Annotated in this window: 16 protein-coding genes and 1 pseudogene; 13 read left to right on the top strand and 4 right to left on the bottom strand. The window is 38.7% G+C overall.

The window, feature by feature from the left end; genetic code table 11:
* Positions 1–205 (bottom strand): annotated as a pseudogene (locus ACVRWY_RS05845) (ISL3 family transposase); the annotation flags it as partial.
* Positions 206–1113: 908 nt separating this feature from the next.
* Here ACVRWY_RS05845 and ACVRWY_RS05840 point away from each other — a divergent pair.
* Together ACVRWY_RS05840 and ilvD (ACVRWY_RS05835) are read left to right on the top strand one after the other, a co-directional pair.
* The gene (locus tag ACVRWY_RS05840) at positions 1114–1995 is read left to right on the top strand and encodes a class II fructose-bisphosphate aldolase (protein ID WP_354369017.1); all 882 of its coding nucleotides are present in this window, start codon (positions 1114–1116) and stop codon (positions 1993–1995) included.
* Between the two features lie 143 nt (positions 1996–2138).
* The gene (gene ilvD, locus ACVRWY_RS05835; RefSeq protein WP_354369015.1) at positions 2139–3845 is read left to right on the top strand and encodes a dihydroxy-acid dehydratase; all 1707 of its coding nucleotides are present in this window, start codon (positions 2139–2141) and stop codon (positions 3843–3845) included.
* Positions 3846–3881: 36 nt separating this feature from the next.
* Here ilvD (ACVRWY_RS05835) and ACVRWY_RS05830 read toward each other — a convergent pair whose 3' ends face one another.
* A complete protein-coding gene (locus ACVRWY_RS05830; RefSeq protein ID WP_354369013.1) occupies positions 3882–4223 on the bottom strand; it encodes a metal-sulfur cluster assembly factor in 342 nt (113 codons plus the stop codon).
* 193 nt (positions 4224–4416) lie between these two features.
* Here ACVRWY_RS05830 and rpmB point away from each other — a divergent pair, with 193 nt between their 5' ends.
* The 9 genes from rpmB to ACVRWY_RS05785 all read left to right on the top strand — a co-directional run bounded on the left by rpmB (position 4417) and on the right by ACVRWY_RS05785 (position 14366).
* Positions 4417–4605 (top strand): 50S ribosomal protein L28, encoded by a 189-nt coding sequence (rpmB, locus tag ACVRWY_RS05825; RefSeq protein WP_354369011.1) that lies wholly within the window; start codon positions 4417–4419, stop codon positions 4603–4605.
* Between the two features lie 125 nt (positions 4606–4730).
* Positions 4731–5093 carry an Asp23/Gls24 family envelope stress response protein gene (locus ACVRWY_RS05820; protein ID WP_354369009.1) on the top strand — a complete coding sequence of 121 codons (363 nt, stop codon included), beginning with the start codon at positions 4731–4733 and terminating at the stop codon, positions 5091–5093.
* A 2-nt stretch (positions 5094–5095) separates the two neighbouring features.
* Complete coding sequence (gene fakA, locus ACVRWY_RS05815; protein ID WP_354369007.1) at positions 5096–6760, top strand: fatty acid kinase ATP-binding subunit FakA; 1665 nt, start codon at positions 5096–5098, stop codon at positions 6758–6760.
* A 140-nt stretch (positions 6761–6900) separates the two neighbouring features.
* Entirely contained in the window at positions 6901–8610 is a 1710-nt protein-coding gene (gene ilvD, locus ACVRWY_RS05810) for a dihydroxy-acid dehydratase (protein ID WP_354369005.1), read from the top strand.
* Between the two features lie 173 nt (positions 8611–8783).
* Positions 8784–10487, top strand: a complete 1704-nt coding sequence (locus ACVRWY_RS05805; RefSeq protein WP_354369003.1) for an acetolactate synthase large subunit — start codon at positions 8784–8786, stop codon at positions 10485–10487.
* Entirely contained in the window at positions 10480–10962 is a 483-nt protein-coding gene (gene ilvN, locus ACVRWY_RS05800) for an acetolactate synthase small subunit (RefSeq protein WP_354369001.1), read from the top strand. The genes ACVRWY_RS05805 and ilvN overlap by 8 nt, the downstream gene beginning before the upstream one ends.
* Before the next feature lie 74 nt (positions 10963–11036).
* Complete coding sequence (ilvC, locus tag ACVRWY_RS05795) at positions 11037–12059, top strand: ketol-acid reductoisomerase (RefSeq protein WP_354368999.1); 1023 nt, start codon at positions 11037–11039, stop codon at positions 12057–12059.
* Positions 12060–12142: 83 nt separating this feature from the next.
* Positions 12143–13393, top strand: coding sequence for a threonine ammonia-lyase IlvA (ilvA, locus tag ACVRWY_RS05790; protein WP_354368997.1), 1251 nt, complete (start codon positions 12143–12145; stop codon positions 13391–13393).
* Positions 13394–13475: 82 nt separating this feature from the next.
* Positions 13476–14366 (top strand): SPFH domain-containing protein, encoded by an 891-nt coding sequence (locus tag ACVRWY_RS05785; protein WP_427896391.1) that lies wholly within the window; start codon positions 13476–13478, stop codon positions 14364–14366.
* Between the two features lie 36 nt (positions 14367–14402).
* Here ACVRWY_RS05785 and ACVRWY_RS05780 read toward each other — a convergent pair whose 3' ends face one another.
* Positions 14403–15143, bottom strand: a complete 741-nt coding sequence (locus ACVRWY_RS05780) for an amino acid ABC transporter ATP-binding protein (RefSeq protein ID WP_354368993.1) — start codon at positions 15141–15143, stop codon at positions 14403–14405.
* Complete coding sequence (locus ACVRWY_RS05775) at positions 15143–16690, bottom strand: ABC transporter substrate-binding protein/permease (RefSeq protein ID WP_354368991.1); 1548 nt, start codon at positions 16688–16690, stop codon at positions 15143–15145. The genes ACVRWY_RS05780 and ACVRWY_RS05775 overlap by 1 nt, the downstream gene beginning before the upstream one ends.
* 187 nt (positions 16691–16877) lie before the next feature.
* Here ACVRWY_RS05775 and ACVRWY_RS05770 point away from each other — a divergent pair, with 187 nt between their 5' ends.
* On the top strand, positions 16878–17723 hold the full coding sequence (locus ACVRWY_RS05770) for an undecaprenyl-diphosphate phosphatase (protein WP_354368989.1): 846 nt from the start codon (positions 16878–16880) through the stop codon (positions 17721–17723).
* Between the two features lie 111 nt (positions 17724–17834).
* Positions 17835–18587, top strand: a complete 753-nt coding sequence (locus ACVRWY_RS05765) for an adaptor protein MecA (protein WP_354368987.1) — start codon at positions 17835–17837, stop codon at positions 18585–18587.
* The last annotated feature ends 1 nt before the right edge of the window (position 18588 follow it).

Here is an 18588-nt window from a genome sequence, read left to right as displayed (position 1 = left end):
AACCAGCAGTTTCTAGGTAGGGGATTTTAGAGGCTTTCTGGAAGTCGTATTTAGCCATTTGTCCCTTGCATTTTGAGCATTTAGGGGCTGTGTAATCCAAGTGACCGTGGAGTTCTAAGTGAGTTCCCATATCATATTCATCAGTGATAGTGATATTTTTGTCTTTAATTCTGAGCAAATTTGTGATAAGATTTAGTTGTTCCATATGAACCTTTCTAGAATGATAGTTTAGTCGCTTTTCATTATAGGTCATATGGGACTTTTTTTCTATATTCAAAAAGGCTCCATAATTTCCACGGTGTTCTTACCCACTACAGAAATTATAGAGCCAATTCTTGTCCAAATTTAAAATAAGTTGGTTCATTTTTTTCAACTTGCCTTGCTGACCTATATGTCTTATTTGGAAAATCGAGGTATAGTTAGTCATAGTTTCCATAGTTGGTTAAAGGATCTGACGTTCTTGTCGTGGGCTATTTATTTCTGCTATCAACTCCTATTACGCACATATAGGGGATTTAGGAAAAAAGCTCTTTATCAAGAAATTTTTGAAGGAATATTTGGTCTGATGCTCATGGTTTTATTATCAGTTGGAGGGATAATACTGGCCATCTATCTACATAGTCTGTATCAGAATTTTTTTGCTCATTGGTTACAGTTTCCATCTGATTCAGAATTCATTAGACACCTCTCTGGTAGTACATTTGCGATCTTTACTTTATTCCTAGTTGTTTTTATATCAGTTGGAGGGAGATTCCGAGAGCGTTTTTATATGAGTAGCCTAATGATGCTGCTTGTGACGTCAGCTGTTTTAGTAAGGTACCTTACTATTGGTATAACAACAAGAATGGGAAAGCTACGTTTTCCTTCCTATTGGGAATCAACCGATCCTTATAAAAATCATCTCGTCATGATTTATATCGGCATCATCCTGGTAAGTGGTCTTACTTGTTTTATAGCGAGATATTTTTCAAAGAAAGAAGAATAATAAAGCTTAAATTGCAGAAAAATATGAAAATTGACAAGAGATTCAGATTTGGCTAGCAATTTTATTGAAAAAGTGATAGAATAAACTCGTATGGGTTTGATCCCAAAAAATAAAAGGAGGCCTTTAAAATGGCAATCGTTTCAGCAGAAAAATTCGTCCAAGCAGCTCGTGATAACGGCTATGCAGTTGGTGGATTCAACACAAACAACCTTGAGTGGACACAAGCTATCTTGCGTGCAGCAGAAGCTAAACAAGCTCCAGTTCTTATCCAAACATCTATGGGTGCTGGTAAGTACATGGGTGGTTACAAAGTATGTAAAAACATGATTGAAAACCTTGTTGAGTCAATGGGTATCACTGTACCAGTTGCAATTCACCTTGACCACGGTCACTATGAAGATGTTCTTGAGTGTATCGAAGTTGGTTATACTTCAGTTATGTTTGACGGTTCACACCTTCCAATCGAAGAAAACCTTAAATTGGCTAAAGATGTTGTTGAAAAAGCACACGCTAAAGGTATCTCAGTAGAAGCTGAAGTTGGTACTATCGGTGGTGAAGAAGATGGTATCATCGGTAAAGGTGAATTGGCACCAATCGAAGATGCTAAAGCAATGGTTGAAACTGGTGTTGACTTCTTGGCTGCAGGTATCGGTAACATCCACGGTCCATACCCAGCAAACTGGGAAGGTCTTGCACTTGATCACCTTGAAAAATTGGCTGAAGCTATCCCAGGTTTCCCAATCGTTCTTCACGGTGGTTCAGGTATTCCTGATGAGCAAATCAAAGAAGCTATCCGTCTTGGTGTTGCCAAAGTTAACGTTAATACAGAGTGTCAAATTGCTTTTGCAAATGCAACACGTGAATTTGTACGTGACTATGATGCAAACGAAGCAGAATACGATGCTAAAAAACTCTTTGACCCACGTAAATTCTTGGCTCCAGGTTTCAAAGCTGTCCAAGGTGCTGTTGAAGAGCGTATCGACGTATTCGGTTCAGCAAACAAAGCATAATTTTGCTTGATATGTTGATAAAAGGTTTATCCTTAAGGATAAACCTTTTTTTGATTAAACACCTGATAAAAATCTTATTTAATGGTCAGTATTTTAAAGAAATGTTATAATGTAAAATAATAAGTGATGGAAAGTAGGATGACATGGTAGAGAAAACGACACTCAAGGAATTACGCACTCGCTCAAGTATCTATGATGGGATGGTAAAATCGCCTAACCGAGCGATGCTTCGTGCGACAGGAATGACGGATGAAAACTTTGAGACACCTATTGTCGGTGTCATCTCGACATGGGCTGAAAATACCCCTTGTAATATTCATCTTCATGATTTTGGAAAGTTGGCAAAAGAAGGCGTTAAAGCAGAAGGGGCTTGGCCTGTTCAATTTGGAACAATCACCGTTGCCGACGGTATTGCTATGGGAACACCAGGGATGCGCTTTTCTCTGCCTTCTCGTGATATTATTGCAGACTCGATTGAGGCTGCAATATCAGGTCATAACTGTGATGCTTTGGTAGCGATTGGTGGTTGTGATAAAAATATGCCAGGCTCTATGATTGCGATTGCTAATACTGGTATTCCAGCTATCTTTGTTTATGGTGGAACGATTGCACCGGGAAATCTTGATGGTAAGGATATTGATTTAGTTTCTGTTTTTGAAGGTGTTGGACGTTGGAATCATGGTGATTTGACAGAAGAAGAAGTTCGTCGGATTGAATGCAATGCTTGTCCAGGTCCTGGTGGTTGTGGTGGAATGTACACAGCAAATACAATGGCATCTGCAATTGAAGCTATGGGAATGAGTTTGCCAGGTTCATCTTCACATCCAGCCGAGTCGCCAGAGAAAAAAGCTGATGTTGAGGCGGCAGGGCGTGCAGTTGTTAAGTTGATGGAAATGGGCATTACTCCAAAAGATATCATGACAAGAAAAGCATTTGAAAATGCGATCACGGTTGTCATGGCTCTAGGTGGGTCAACGAATGCAATTTTACATTTGATGGCTATTGCTCATGCGGCTAATGTCGAATTAACTTTGGATGATTTTAATGATTTTCAAGAGCGTGTGCCACATTTGGCAGATTTGAAACCTAGTGGTCAGTATGTTTTCCAAGATTTATACCATGTTGGTGGTGTTCAAGCAGTTATGAAATATCTGTATCAAAATGGTTTCCTGCATGGTGATGTTTTAACATGTACAGGTAAAACATTGGCAGAAAACTTGGCAGAAGCTCCTGATTTGAAAGAAGGTCAAAAAGTAATCATGCCTTTAGAAGCACCAAAACGTGCGGATGGTCCATTGATTGTGCTTCATGGAAACTTAGCTCCAGAAGGAGCTGTTGCTAAAGTATCTGGTGTTAAGGTTCGTCGCCATGAAGGTCCTGCTAAAGTCTTCAATACAGAAGAAGATGCTGTTAAGGCTGTTTTAGCAGATGAAGTAGTTGATGGGGATGTCGTAGTGGTTCGATTTGTCGGGCCAAAAGGTGGACCAGGTATGCCTGAGATGCTTTCACTTTCTTCTATTTTGGTTGGTAAAGGACAAGGTGAATCTGTTGCCCTTCTAACAGATGGACGTTTCTCAGGAGGAACCTATGGTTTAGTAGTGGGACATATTGCACCAGAAGCTCAAGATGGGGGTCCAATTGCTTACCTACGCGATGGGGACATTGTGATTGTTGACCAAGATACAAAAGAATTGACGGTTAAAATCTCTGATGAAGAGCTGGCTAAACGTCAGTCAGAGACTACGCTTCCACCACTTTACTCACGTGGTGTTCTTGGGAAATACGCTCATATTGTTTCCTCGGCTTCAAAAGGGGCGGTGACAGATTTTTGGAAAAAAGATAGTCAGTAAAATCATTTCAAAATAAAAAAGCCAGTATCGGCTTTTTTATTTTGGATTAATTCTAAGGGCGATACGACCGTATCGTGAGATTCGAGTCATCTTCCAAGCAGGAGACCAAACGATTTCCACTTGCACGCTTTTGACAGCATCAATCTCTTTTAAGCGACGGACTAACTCGTCTGGCATAGTGTCAGCACAGCTACACCCTGCATCAGTAAAGGTCATAACCACTTTGCAGTGTCCATTTTGATCTAGAGTTAATTCATAAATTAATCCTAGATTATAAATATCTAGTTCAATTTCAGGATCATAGACACTCTGCAAAATAGAAATGAATTGATCTTCAAAATCTTTGACGCGATCATTTATCTTAATATCTTCTCTCATATTACTTTCTCTTTTCGATAGCATTAGCTTTATTCTAACATAAAACCTTGAAAAGATTCAATGGTTTAGCTATCAGAAGGCAGGAGAGAAATAAAAAATAATGCTTGCGTCGATTAATCTAATGTGATATAATATTTTGGTATGTGGTGCTAGCACATCCGTAAAAAAATACACATAGGAGGATCAGTTGACAATGGCTAAAGTATGTTATTTCACAGGACGTAAAACTGTATCAGCTAATAACCGTTCACACGCTATGAACAAAACAAAACGTACAGCAAAACCAAACCTTCAAAAAGTTACTGTTCTTATCGACGGTAAACCTAAAAAAGTTTGGGCTTCAGCTCGTGCACTTAAATCTGGTAAAGTAGAGCGTGTTTAAGACGATAAAAAAGAGTTGAGGATTTCTCATCTCTTTTTCTATTTTACTTCCGTATCACTATATCTTTTACAATATCTTTAAAGTATGCTAAAATAGAGTGATAAAAACTTTTTGAGGTAGTAATTATGACTGTGAAAATCAATACAAAAGATGGTCAAATCGAATTGTCAGATGACGTTATCGCAACAGTTGTTGGGGGCTCTGCGACAGAAATTTTTGGCGTTGTTGGAATGGCAAGTAAGAGTGCCTTCAAGGATAATTTCCAAGCACTGTTACGTAAAGAAAACTACGCGAAAGGTGTTGTCGTCAAGTCAACAGAGGAAGGGATTTCTGTTGATGTTTACACTGTCATGAGTTATGGTGTAAAGATTAGTGAAGTATCAAAAAATATCCAAGAACGTGTTAAATTTAACCTTGAAAATCAACTCGGTATCACAGCTAATACTGTAAATGTTTACGTTCAAAATATTAAAGTTGTAGGAGAATAATCGTGGCAAATATCACAACCAGTTTGTTACAAGAGATGGTGCAAGCAGCCTCCACTCGTTTGAATAAACAAGCAGAATATGTAAATTCATTAAATGTTTTTCCTGTTCCAGATGGTGATACTGGAACCAATATGGGAATGACGATTGAAAATGGCGCAAAGGAAGTTGCTGATAAGCCAGCTAATACGGTTGGAGAAGTAGCTCAAATTCTTTCCAAAGGTCTTTTGATGGGGGCGCGTGGAAACTCAGGTGTCATCACTTCTCAACTTTTCCGTGGTTTTGGACAAAGTGTTAAAGATCTTGAGGAGATGACAGGTGTTGATTTAGCCCATGCTTTACAAGCAGGTGTAGAAGTTGCCTATAAGGCTGTCATGAAACCTGTTGAAGGAACGATTTTAACTGTTTCTCGTGGGGCAGCGACAGCAGCACTAAAAAAATCAGAAGAAACAGACGATGCTATCGAAGTGATGCGTGCGACTGTGGAGGGAGCTAAAGCGGCTCTTGCTAAAACACCAGATATGCTTCCTGTTTTGAAAGAGGTTGGTGTTGTCGACTCAGGTGGTCAAGGTCTTGTTTACATCTATGAAGGTTTCTTATCTGCTTTAACGGGAGAGTATATAGCTTCTGAGGAGTTTCAAGCAACACCAGCAACCATGACAGAGATGATTAATGCGGAGCATCATAAATCTGTTGCGGGACACATTGCGACAGAAGATATTACCTTTGGTTACTGTACAGAAATCATGGTCGGTTTGAAACAAGGTCCGACTTATGTGAAGGATTTTGACTATGAGGATTTCCAAACTTATCTTAGTGGTTTAGGTGATTCCTTATTGGTTGTTAATGATGACGAGATTGTCAAGGTCCATGTCCACACAGAAGATCCTGGTCTTGTGATGCAAGAGGGGTTGAAATATGGGGCTTTGGTAAAAGTTAAAGTTGATAATATGCGTCAACAACACGATGCACAAGTTCAACAAGAAGTAGCCAAAGAGCAAAGTCAACCTAAAAAAGATTATGGTATTATTGCGGTGGTAGCTGGGGAAGGACTAGCTGAAATTTTTAAAGCGCAAGGTGTAGATTATGTGATTTCTGGCGGTCAAACGATGAACCCATCAACAGAAGACATTGTAAAAGCAGTTGAGACGGTTAATGCAGAGCGTGTCATCATCTTACCGAATAATAAAAATATCTTTATGGCAGCGCAATCAGCTGCAGATGTTGTGGAAATTCCAGCAGCTGTGATAGAAACACGGACAGTTCCACAAGGACTAACAAGTTTACTTGCCTTCGACCCAACACAGTCGATAGAAGATAATGCTTCTGCTATGTCATCAGTGCTGACAGATGTTGTTAGTGGTAGCGTGACTTTAGCTGTTCGTGATACTAGCATTGATGGATTAGAGATCCATGAAAATGATGTTTTAGGTATGGTTGATGGTAAAATTTTGGTCTCTACACCTAATATGGAAGAAGCCTTGCTTTCTACTTTTGAAAAAATGCTAGATGATGATAGCGAGATTGTGACGATTTTCGTCGGTGAAGATGGACAAGAAGAGTTGGCAGAGAAGATTGCTGCTCAATTAGAAGAAAAATATGAGGATATCGAAGTTGAAATCCATCAAGGAGATCAACCTGTTTACCCTTACTTAATGAGCGTGGAATAATGATATAAAAGAAAGGTTGTTGATCAACTTTTCTTTTTTTAGTTTATTAAATACAAAATTTTCTGAAAATTCCTTGACAATATTTTCAAAAATGATAACATGGAATGTAATAATTCTGTTTGGAAATAGAGGTTAAACTAATGAGAAGTGATATGATTAAACTTGGAATTGATAAGGCACCTGCACGCGGCTTACTGTATGCTACAGGTCAGGTTAAGTCAGCTCGTGACATGCAAAAACCTTTTATTGCCATTTGTAACTCGTATATTGATATTGTACCAGGTCATGTTCATTTACGTGAATTGGCAGACGTCGCCAAAGAAGCCATTCGTGAGGCTGGTGGAATTCCATTTGAGTTTAATACTATTGGAGTAGATGATGGGATTGCTATGGGACACATTGGGATGCGCTATAGCTTACCCTCTCGTGAATTGATTGCCGATGCGGCAGAAACGGTTATCAACGCTCATTGGTTTGATGGTGTTTTTTATATTCCAAACTGTGATAAAATTACTCCAGGTATGATTTTAGCTGCCATGAGAACTAATGTTCCTGCGGTATTTTGCTCAGGTGGTCCTATGAAGGGTGGAGTGGATATGACGGGGCATCATGCCAGTCTATCTAGTTTGTTTGAAGCGGTAGGAACTTATCAAGCAGGAGAGATGAGTAAGGAAGAATTTGAATTTTTAGAAAAAAATGCTTGCCCTACTTGTGGCTCTTGTTCAGGAATGTTTACTGCTAATTCGATGAACTGTTTGATGGAAGTGATGGGATTAGCTCTACCAGGTAATGGAACAACATTAGCGGTATCTGATGCACGTCGTGAATTGGTGCATCAAGCAGCAAAACACTTGATGGAAAATGTTAAAAATAATATCAAACCACGTGATATTGTAACTAAAGAAGCTATTGATGATGCCTTTGCATTAGATATGGCAATGGGAGGATCAACGAATACTGTTCTTCATACTTTAGCCATTGCGCGTGAAGCAGGGATTGAGTATGATCTTAAAGATATTAACGAGATTGCGAAAAAGACACCTTATATTTCTAAATTATCACCATCGTCGGCTTACACGATGCATGATGTTCATGAAGCTGGTGGAGTATCCGCTATTATCAACCAGTTAATTAAAAATGGCTCTATAAAGGGTGATCGTATCACTATTACTGGAAAAACATTGAAAGAAAATGTTGCGGGATGTGAGATTTTAAATGAAGAAGTCATCCATCCTTTAGACAATCCTTATTCGCCTGTAGGAGGACTATCGATTCTTTATGGAAATATTGCACAAGATGGATCGGTTATCAAAGTTGGTGGAGTAGATCCTTCAGTAAAAACTTTTCGTGGTAAGGCACTCTGTTGCGATTCACAAAATGAGGCTCTAGAGTTGATTGATAATGGTACCGTTCAAAAAGGTCATGTTGTCGTGATTCGCTATGAAGGTCCTCAAGGTGGCCCAGGGATGCCAGAAATGTTAGCGCCAACCTCTAAGATTGTTGGTCGTGGTCTTGGAAAAGATGTCGCCTTGATTACAGATGGTCGCTTCTCTGGAGCGACACGTGGTATTGCTATCGGGCATGTCTCACCAGAAGCTGCTGCAGGTGGTAATATTGCTTTAATTGAAGATGGTGATGAGATTGTGATTGATTTGACCAATCGAACACTTGATTTATTAGTAGATGATCACACCTTGGCTGAGCGCCGTAAGTTGCTAAAACCTTTTAAACCGAAAATCTCAAGCGGCTGGCTTCGTCGTTACACCCACTTCGCCTCTTCAGCTAACTTCGGTGGCTCTATGATGACAGAAGAAGAATTTGAAGAAAGAAAAGCTGAGCGTGAAGCTTGAGTGTAAATCAAATTTAAGACTTATTTTTGGGTTTTAGTGAGAAAGAAAAAGCTAGTTGAAAACGCAAACATCTTTAAAATTAACTTGCATTATTTTGTAAAAATGTTATCATATTATCTAAGGTATTTGAATTTTTTGAAAATTTCCAAAAAAGAAAGTAAAGGAGGACAAGCGTGGAAAAAATACATCTTGAAACACCTAAATCAGGAGCAGAATTAGTTCTTGAAACTCTAGCTAGTCTAGAAATTAAAACCATCTTTGGTTATCCAGGTGGAGCAGTCTTGCCAGTATATGATGCTATCTATCAGCAGGATGCTGTTAAACACGTCTTGTCTCGTCATGAGCAAGGTGCCCTCCATAAAGCTGAAGGTTATGCCAAGTCAACTGGTCGTATAGGTGTTGCTTTGGTAACCAGCGGTCCAGGTGCAACGAATGCTATTACAGGAATTGCAGATGCTATGGGGGACAGTGTTCCTTTATTGGTGTTCACGGGTCAGGTTGCTACAAGAGGAATCGGTAAGGATGCCTTTCAGGAGGCTGATATTATTGGTGTCACGATGCCAATTACCAAGTATAATTACCAGATTCGTCATACTGAGGATATTCCTCGTATTATTGCAGAGGCCGTTCATATTGCAACCACTGGTCGCCCAGGTCCTGTTGTGATTGACTTACCAAAGGATATTGCAGAAGCTAAGACAGATTTTTATTATGATACTGATATCAATCTGCCAAGCTACCAACCTACCGTTGAACCTAACCTTTTGCAGATTAAGAAAATTTTATCACAACTATCTCAGTCTAAGAAGCCTCTCATCTTAGCGGGAGGAGGAGTTAATTATGCGGATGCCTCAGAAGACTTAGTGGCATTTGCAGAAAAATATCAGATTCCTGTTGTATCAACTCTTCTTGGACTAGGGGCGATTCCTGTTAATCACCAGTTGGCTTTAGCGATGGGAGGCATGCATGGTTCTTATGCAGCCAATATGGCTCTTACAGATGCTGATTTTATTATCAATTTTGGCTCTCGTTTTGATGATCGTTTGACTGGTAATATTTCAACATTCGCTCAAAATGCAGTTGTGGCGCATGTAGATATTGATCCTGCTGAGATTGGAAAAGTGGTTAATACAGCGATCCCTGTCGTTTCAGATGCTAAAAGAGCTCTTAAAGCTTTGCTTGATTTAGATAAAGTGGAGACAGATTATGCTGATTGGACGCAAGAAGTTTTGAAAAATAAAGCCCTGGCACCGTTTTGGTATGATCTCGATGACACGACTATTAAGCCACAAAAAGCAATTGAGCTGATTGGTGAGATCACTAATGGTGATGCTATAATCGTAACAGATGTTGGACAGCATCAGATGTGGGCAGCTCAATTTTATCCGTATAAGCACCCAAGACAGTTGGTGACTTCTGGTGGGATGGGGACTATGGGATTTGGTATCCCTGCAGCTATTGGAGCAAAATTTGCTAACCCAGATAAAGAGGTAATTCTTTTTGTTGGAGATGGTGGTTTCCAGATGACCAATCAAGAATTGGCAATTTTAAATGGCTACGGTGTCCCTATTAAAGTGGTTCTCATCAATAACCATTCTCTTGGAATGGTACGCCAATGGCAAGAGTCATTCTACGACGAAAGACGTAGTGAATCAACCTTTGATGATGAGCCAAATTTCCAACTTTTGGCAGCAGCTTATGGGATTGAGCATTATCATTTTACAGATCCAAAGACATTGGATAGGGATCTTGAGGTGATTAAAGAAAATAAACCTATGTTAATAGAAATTAGTATTTCTAATCGTGAGCATGTTTATCCGATGGTTCCTTCAGGAAAATCAAATTCAGAAATGTTGGGGGTGAAGTTTAATGCGTAGAATGTTGACAGCTAAGCTTCAAAACTCAACGGGTGTTTTGAATCGCTTTACGGGTGTTTTATCTCGTCGACAAGTTAATATTGAGTCTATCTCGGTTGGTCATACAGAAGCGCCTGGGGTTTCTAGAATTACGATTATTATTGATGTTGAAACACTTGAGGAAGTTGAGCAAATCATCAAGCAATTGAATCGCTTGATTGATGTGATTCGTGTTAGAGATATTACGGATATGCCTCATTTGGAAAGAGAAGTCATTTTGATTAAACTTTCTGCTCCCCCAGCGAAACGTGCTGAAATATTAGCCATTATTCAGCCCTTCCGTGCAAGTGTTGTTGATGTGGCTCCTAAGACGATTACTATTCAGTTGACAGGAGATGCTGATAAGATTTCAGCCCTTATCCGAGTTGTCCAACCGTATGGTATTAAGAACATTGCTCGAACAGGAGCAACAGGATTTACACGAGATTTCTCGTAAATCTGATTTTATAACTTTGTTAAGACTTGCCTAAAGGCATATAATAAATTATTTTTAGAAAAGAGACTTTACTTATGGCAGTAAAAATGGAATATGAAAACGATGTAAAAGTAGCAGCACTTGATGGCAAAAAAATTGCCGTTATTGGTTATGGATCACAAGGTCATGCGCATGCACAAAACTTGCGTGATTCAGGTCAAGATGTGATTATCGGTGTTCGTGCTGGTAAATCATTTGATAAAGCAAAAGAAGATGGTTTTGAGACGTTTGAAGTGGCAGATGCTGTAAAACAAGCAGATGTTGTTATGATCTTGGCACCAGATGAAATCCAAGCTGATATTTATGAAAATGAAGTAGCTCCAAACCTTAAAGATGGTGCGGCTCTTGGTTTTGCACATGGTTTCAACATCCACTTTGGTTACATCAAAGCACCAGAAAGCGTTGACGTTTTCATGTGTGCACCTAAAGGACCAGGTCATTTGGTACGTCGTACTTACACTGAAGGATTTGGTGTACCAGCACTTTATGCCGTTTACCAAAATGCAACTGGCAATGCCAAAGACATCGCGATGTCATGGGCTAAAGGTGTAGGATCTGCTCGTGTAGGTCTTATGGAAACAACATTTAAAGAAGAAACAGAAGAAGATCTTTTCGGTGAGCAAGCTGTTCTTTGTGGTGGCTTGACTGCCCTTATTCAAGCAGGTTTTGAAGTGCTTACTGAAGCAGGCTATGCTCCAGAATTGGCTTACTTTGAGGTTCTTCATGAAATGAAATTGATTGTGGACCTTTGCTATGAAGGTGGTTTCAAGAAAATGCGTCAATCCATCTCAAACACAGCTGAATTTGGTGACTATGTCGCTGGTCCACGCGTGATCACTGAACAAGTGAAAGAAAACATGAAAGATGTACTTGCTGACATCCAATCTGGTAAATTTGCAGATGATTTCGTAACAGACTACAAAAATGGTCGTCCTAAATTGACTGCTTACCGTGAAGCAGCAGCTGATCTTGAAATCGAAAAAGTTGGTGCAGAACTTCGTAAAGCAATGCCATTCGTTGGTCAAAACGATGACGATGCTTTCAAAATCTACAACTAATCGAAACAATTGAAAAACGCTGTTAAAACAGCGTTTTTTCTGCTATAATAAAAGACAGAAAATTTAGATAATAGAGGGGTAAAATGATTACAGCAAAGGATATTCTAAAAGCAAATGCTGTCCTAAAAGATGTTGTTGTTCGTACACCATTGGATTTTGACCGTTATTTATCAGAAAAATATGGAGCAACGATTTATTTGAAGCGTGAAAACATGCAAAAGGTTCGCTCATTTAAACTCAGAGGGGCTTATTACGCGATTTGGAAACTGTCTGATGAAGATAAACAACGTGGGGTTGTTTGTGCTAGTGCGGGAAATCATGCGCAAGGAGTTGCTTATACTTGCAATGAGATGAAGATTCATGCCACAATTTTTATGCCTGTTACAACACCTCAACAAAAGATTGGGCAAGTTCAATTTTTTGGTGGTTCTTTTGTAACAATTAAATTAGTTGGAGATACCTTTGATGCATCCGCTAAAGCAGCGCAAGATTATACAAAAGCAGAAGGAAAAACCTTTATTGATCCTTTTGATGATGATGCGGTACAAGCTGGGCAAGGAACAGTTGCCTATGAAATTTATGAGCAAGCTCAAGAAGAGGGAGTTGTTTTCGATTCTATTTTAGTACCTGTTGGTGGTGGGGGGCTAATCTCAGGAGTTGCAACCTATTTTAAAGATGTTGTACCTGATACAGAAATCATTGGTGTTGAAGCTAGTGGTGCCCGTAGTATGAAAGCTGCTTTTTCTAAAGGACATCCTGTTAAGTTAGAGAAAATTGATAAATTTGCTGACGGTATTGCTGTTCAAAAAGTAGGGCTTAAAACTTATGAAGTCGCAAGAAAGACAGTTGATCGTTTGATAGGAGTGGATGAAGGGTTAATCTCTGAAACCTTGATTGATATGTACTCTAAACAAGGGATTATTGCAGAGCCGGCAGGTGCAGCGAGTATTGCAGCCCTGGAAGTGTTAAAAGATGAGATCCAAGGAAAAACTTTGGTTTGCATTATTTCAGGTGGAAACAATGATATCAACCGTATGCAAGAAATGGAAGAACGTGCCCTCATTTACGATGGGGTTAAGCACTACTTTGTTGTGAATTTTCCACAACGTCCAGGTGCTTTGCGAGAGTTTGTGAATGATATTTTAGGTCCTAATGATGATATTACACGTTTTGAATATATCAAACGTGCTAACAAGGGAACTGGACCAGTTTTGATTGGGATTACCTTGGGAGATAAAAATGATTATGCGGCTTTTATTGATCGCTTATCAGCGTTTGATTCAAGCTATATTAATTTACATGGTAATGAGAGTCTCTATAATATGTTAGTCTAATGATAAGGTTACTAAGTAACCTTATTTTTCTTTACAAGTTTTTTAATCATGGTATAATAAAAATAAAAAGGAGATGATTTTTATGCTATTAGTGACTTTAATTCCAATGTTTATTGTCTTAGTGTTTATCATTGTGTTGTTGAGTTCCCTTTACGTCGTTAAGCAACAGTCTGTTGCTATTGTGGAGCGGTTTGGGCGCTACCAACGAACAGCGGCTAGTGGTATCAACATTCGTCTTCCGTTTGGGATAGATCGTATTGCTGCGCGCGTGCAATTACGATTGTTGCAAAGTGAAATTGTGGTTGAGACTAAAACAAAAGACAATGTTTTTGTCACGTTGAATGTCGCTACTCAGTACCGTGTTAATGAGCAAAATGTAACAGATGCTTATTACAAATTGATGAAACCAGAATCTCAAATTAAGTCTTATATTGAAGATGCTCTTCGCTCTTCCGTCCCTAAATTGACCTTGGATGAACTATTTGAGAAAAAAGATGAAATCGCCCTAGAAGTTCAACATCAAGTGGCGGAAGAAATGTCCACTTATGGGTATATTATTGTGAAGACATTGATTACAAAAGTTGAGCCTGATGCTGAGGTCAAACAGTCAATGAATGAGATTAATGCGGCACAAAGAAAGCGTGTTGCTGCTCAAGAATTAGCTGAGGCTGATAAGATTAAAATTGTAACGGCAGCAGAAGCAGAGGCTGAAAAAGATCGTCTGCATGGTGTAGGGATTGCCCAGCAACGTAAGGCTATTGTGGATGGTTTGGCGGAATCTATTAAAGAGTTGAAAGATTCTAATGTGAGTTTGAGTGAAGAGCAAATCATGTCTATTCTTCTAACCAATCAATATTTGGATACTTTGAACACCTTTGCTAGTAAAGGGAATAATACTCTTTTTCTTCCTTCTCATCCAGAAGGGGTTGAAGATATTCGTACCCAAATCTTGTCTGCTTTAAAAGCTAAATAAAAATAATCCGTTAGGGGAAAACCTAACGGATTATTTTTATTTTAAGAAACGTTTTAAAAACTCTTTTGTTCGTTCTTCTTGAGGATTTTCAAAGAGTTGTTCTGGAGAACCTTGTTCGGCGATAACTCCTTTATCCATGAAAATCACACGGTCAGAGACTTCTTTTGCAAATTCCATCTCATGAGTAACAATAATCATGGTAAGACCAGACTCAGCGAGTTCTTGCATGGTTTTAAGAACTTCTCCCACCATTTCAGGATCCAGTGCGGAAGTAGGCTCATCAAAAAGAATAGCTTCAGGATCAACAGAAAGGGCGCGGGCAATGGCAACACGTTGCTTTTGTCCACCAGATAATTGTGAGGGTTTAGCTTTCCAGTAGCGTTCTCCCATACCGACTTTCTCAAGGTTGGCTTTAGCAATTTTTTCAGCCTCACTACGCTCACGTTTTAGGACTGTCGTTTGTGCAACAATGGCATTTTCAAGGACATTGAGGTTATTAAAGAGGTTAAAACTTTGAAACACCATTCCTAGTTTTTCACGGTAAGTTGTTAAATCGTAACCTTTTTCCAAAACATTTTGTCCATGATAGAGAATCTCACCTTCTGTTGGTGCTTCTAAAAGGTTGATAGAGCGAAGAAAGGTTGATTTACCAGAACCTGATGATCCGATAATTGAAATGACTTCCCCTTTTTCAACAGTTAAAGAAATATCTTTTAAAACTTCATTTTTCCCGAAGGATTTTTTTAAGTGCTTGATTTCTAAAATAGTGTCAGCCATTAGTGTGCTCCTCCGTCTAGACTAGTGTAATTATCTTGGTCAAATCTCTTTTCAACATAGCGTAGAATTCGTGTGACGGTAAAGGTCAATACGAAGTAAATCACTGCAATGATAAAGAAAGTTTGGAAGTATTGGTAGGTTTGAGTCGCTACAGTATTTCCTGAGAAATAAAGTTCCACCACAGAGATAACATTCAATACAGAGGTGTCCTTAATGTTGATGACAAACTCATTTCCTGTTGCAGGAAGAATATTTCGGATAACCTGAGGTAAGACAACTTTGCGCATGGTTTGACCGTGATTCATTCCTAGTGCAGTAGCTGCTTCAAATTGTCCCTTGTCAACAGCGAAAATTCCACCTCGGACAATTTCACTCATGTAGGCACCTGTGTTGATGGAAACGATAAAAATAGCAGCGAGGGTACGATCAAGTGAGATACCAAAAGCTTGAGCGGTACCATAATAAATGACCATTGATTGAACGATCATCGGTGTTCCACGGAAAACTTCGATATAGACATTTAAGAACCAGCCAAATAATTTTTGTAAGAAAGCTAAGACTTTATTGCTGGCAACAGGTGCTGTACGATAAACACCGATTAAAAGACCAATTAAAGTTCCTACGATTGTTCCGATAATAGAAATGAGGAGTGTCATCCCTGTTCCACGTAGAAGAGCCTTCCAGTTGTTGGTCAAGATGTTCCATGCTTGTGTTAAGAAGTTCGGATTTTCTTGTTCAGCTTCTTTTTCGATAGGTTGTTTGGGGATAATGCTATCCATCAGTTGAGTTTGTTCTTCTTTACTGAAATTAGCTAATACGTCATTAACTTGATTCACCAGGTCGTCACCCTTACGGACTCCAATTGCTAGGGCGACATCTGATTCGCTAACTTCAAACCCTTCTTTTAGAGAGATCATCTTAAAACTACTATCAGCGAGTTGAGCTGAGATACCGTCTGGACGTTCTGAAACGTAGGCATCAATTACTCCTGATTTTAAAGCTTGACGCATTTGTCCAAAGTCTCCCATTGCCGTTTGTTGATTAACATCAGGGATTTGGCTAATCAGGTTATAGAGGTAAACACCTTGTTGAGAAGTTACTTTAGCTCCAGAAAAATCGGATAATTTAGTAGCATTGGCATAGTTTCCATCAGATTTAACGACTAAAACTGGCTCACTGGTATAGTAGCTATTTGTAAAGTTAATCTCTTTTTTACGTTCTTCAGTGGGACTCATGCCAGCGATGATGAGATCGATTTTACCAGATGTTAAGGCAGGGACTAGACCTTCCCATTTTGTTTTTACGACTAAAGGTTCTTTACCGAGCGCTTCAGCTATCTTTTTAGCAACTTGAACGTCGTATCCGTTGGCGTATTGATTGGTACCTTCAATTTTAACAGCTCCGTTAGAGTTGTCATCTTGCGTCCAGTTAAATGGTGCATAAGCCGCCTCCATACCGACACGCAAGTACTCATTGGCTTGAGCAGACGTCATTCCTCCGAAGGTGACCGCTAAAGCGATAAGTAAGGTCATTAGTATTTTTTTCATTAAGTACTCCTATTAAAATGTATTACCTTACTATTTTACAGGAAAATAGAGGGTATTTCAATATAAGTGACTATAAAAAATAAGAGCGATTTTAGACAAGATAGGACATAATGATAAAAGGGTTCTCTCTCTTGTAAATGTTTTTGGAATTTGCTATAATAAGGCGATGAAAAAATAAGGAGAAATCATGTTAATTATTGAATTGTTAAAAGCTCTCATTTTTGGAGTAGTGGAAGGGATCACTGAGTGGCTACCCGTTTCTAGTACGGGTCATTTGATTTTGGTTCAAGAGTTTATTAACTTCTCTGGACAAGACAAGGCTTTTTTAGATGTATTTAATGTTGTTATTCAGCTAGGCGCTATTATGGCGGTGGTAGTGGTTTACTTTAAACGTCTTAACCCATTTCAACCAGGTAAGACAAAGCTTGAGATGACAGAAACATTTCAACTGTGGCTTAAAGTCGTGATTGCTATTATTCCTGTGATGATTGCTGGCTTGTTATGGGACGATTGGTTTGAGGCGCACTTTTATAACTTTGTTTCAGTAGCTTTGATGCTAATTTTATATGGTTTTATTTTTATTTGGATTGAAAATCGTCAAAAGGGTGTGAAACCAAAAATCACTAGTTTATCTGAATTATCTTACCAGACGGCTCTTTTTATTGGATTGTTCCAATTGTTAAGTCTTATGCCAGGGACAAGTCGTTCTGGAGCAACGATTATTGGAGGGCTTTTGTTAGGGACTAGCCGTGCAGTTGTGACAGAATTTACCTTCTTTTTAGGGATTCCTGTCATGTTTGGGGCAAGTTTGTTAAAAATTGTAAAATTTATTAAAGATGGCCACCATTTTGTAGTGGATCAATTGTTAATTTTGAGCTTTGCTATGATTGTTGCTTTTGTGGTGAGTCTATTTGCTATCCGTTTCTTAACTAACTTTGTTAAAAAACATGATTTCAAGATTTTTGGTTATTACCGCATTGTTTTGGGATTGCTTTTGTTGATTTACTATGCTTTTAGTATTTTTCTTGCATAACATAAATGTAGGGCTAGGATTGATATTCCTAGCCTTTTCTGCTTAAAATTGAAAAAAAATGGGCTTTCCTGTATAATAAAATGAATAAACAGTGCGAGGAATAGATAAGATATGGAAATGAAGATTATCAGTGACTCAACGGTTAAAATCACGATTACTCTAGAAGATTTGGAAGAACGTGATATGGAGTTGAGTGACTTTTTAGTACCACAAGAAAAAACAGAGGAATTTTTTTACTCTATCTTAGATGAAATTGAGTTCCCAGAGAGTTTTAAAAACAGTGGGATGTTAAGTTTTAGAGTAACACCAAAACCAAAACATATTGATGTTTTTGTGACTAAATCTGATTTTAATAAAGAAATGAAATTAGAGGATTTACCCGACTTGGCAGATCTGGATGACGTTTCAGATATGACACCTGAAGATCTTTTGAAAACATTGGAAAAAGCTATGAAAGATGTCAGTGATCCAGAAGCTCAAGCGCGTTTAGAGGAGGCTGAAAAACAAGAACGGTTGTCTTCTTCCGCGGATGAAGAGTCAGAGGAAGAAGAGGTTTTAGGTGTCCATGCTTATGTTTTACATTTTTTAGATATTAGAGATGTAATTCGATTTGCTCACTCAAATCAAGAAGAAATTACTTTATCAGAATTATACAAGGATAAGACAGGTTATTATTTAGCAATTTTAATGGATTTGTCAGGAAAACGTCCTTATTATGCAGAATGGGTTAAAGCAAGGTTTTTAGAATTTTCTAGTGATACTACAAAAACACGTCCTTATCTTGCAGAGCATGCTCAATTGATTTTAGCTAATGAAGCTGTTGAGCAACTAAGTGCTCTCAAGTATCAACTAGAGATTGACTAAG

It is taken from the genome of Streptococcus porcorum, assembly GCF_053203725.1.
Note: the sequence above shows the minus strand (reverse complement) of the source record. Positions and strands in the feature narration are given on the sequence as shown.

What these genes read in the sequence shown, in the direction of transcription:
- ACVRWY_RS05840 (WP_354369017.1), top strand. Translation starts at nt 1,114, where the DNA reads ATGGCAATCGTTTCAGCAGAAAAATTCGTCCAAGCAGCTCGTGATAAC.
- ilvD (WP_354369015.1), top strand. Translation starts at nt 2,139, where the DNA reads ATGGTAGAGAAAACGACACTCAAGGAATTACGCACTCGCTCAAGTATC.
- ACVRWY_RS05830 (WP_354369013.1), bottom strand. Translation starts at nt 4,223, where the DNA reads ATGAGAGAAGATATTAAGATAAATGATCGCGTCAAAGATTTTGAAGAT.
- rpmB (WP_354369011.1), top strand. Translation starts at nt 4,417, where the DNA reads ATGGCTAAAGTATGTTATTTCACAGGACGTAAAACTGTATCAGCTAAT.
- ACVRWY_RS05820 (WP_354369009.1), top strand. Translation starts at nt 4,731, where the DNA reads ATGACTGTGAAAATCAATACAAAAGATGGTCAAATCGAATTGTCAGAT.
- ilvD (WP_354369005.1), top strand. Translation starts at nt 6,901, where the DNA reads ATGAGAAGTGATATGATTAAACTTGGAATTGATAAGGCACCTGCACGC.
- ilvN (WP_354369001.1), top strand. Translation starts at nt 10,480, where the DNA reads ATGCGTAGAATGTTGACAGCTAAGCTTCAAAACTCAACGGGTGTTTTG.
- ilvC (WP_354368999.1), top strand. Translation starts at nt 11,037, where the DNA reads ATGGCAGTAAAAATGGAATATGAAAACGATGTAAAAGTAGCAGCACTT.
- ilvA (WP_354368997.1), top strand. Translation starts at nt 12,143, where the DNA reads ATGATTACAGCAAAGGATATTCTAAAAGCAAATGCTGTCCTAAAAGAT.
- ACVRWY_RS05785 (WP_427896391.1), top strand. Translation starts at nt 13,476, where the DNA reads ATGCTATTAGTGACTTTAATTCCAATGTTTATTGTCTTAGTGTTTATC.
- ACVRWY_RS05780 (WP_354368993.1), bottom strand. Translation starts at nt 15,143, where the DNA reads ATGGCTGACACTATTTTAGAAATCAAGCACTTAAAAAAATCCTTCGGG.
- ACVRWY_RS05775 (WP_354368991.1), bottom strand. Translation starts at nt 16,690, where the DNA reads ATGAAAAAAATACTAATGACCTTACTTATCGCTTTAGCGGTCACCTTC.
- ACVRWY_RS05770 (WP_354368989.1), top strand. Translation starts at nt 16,878, where the DNA reads ATGTTAATTATTGAATTGTTAAAAGCTCTCATTTTTGGAGTAGTGGAA.
- ACVRWY_RS05765 (WP_354368987.1), top strand. Translation starts at nt 17,835, where the DNA reads ATGGAAATGAAGATTATCAGTGACTCAACGGTTAAAATCACGATTACT.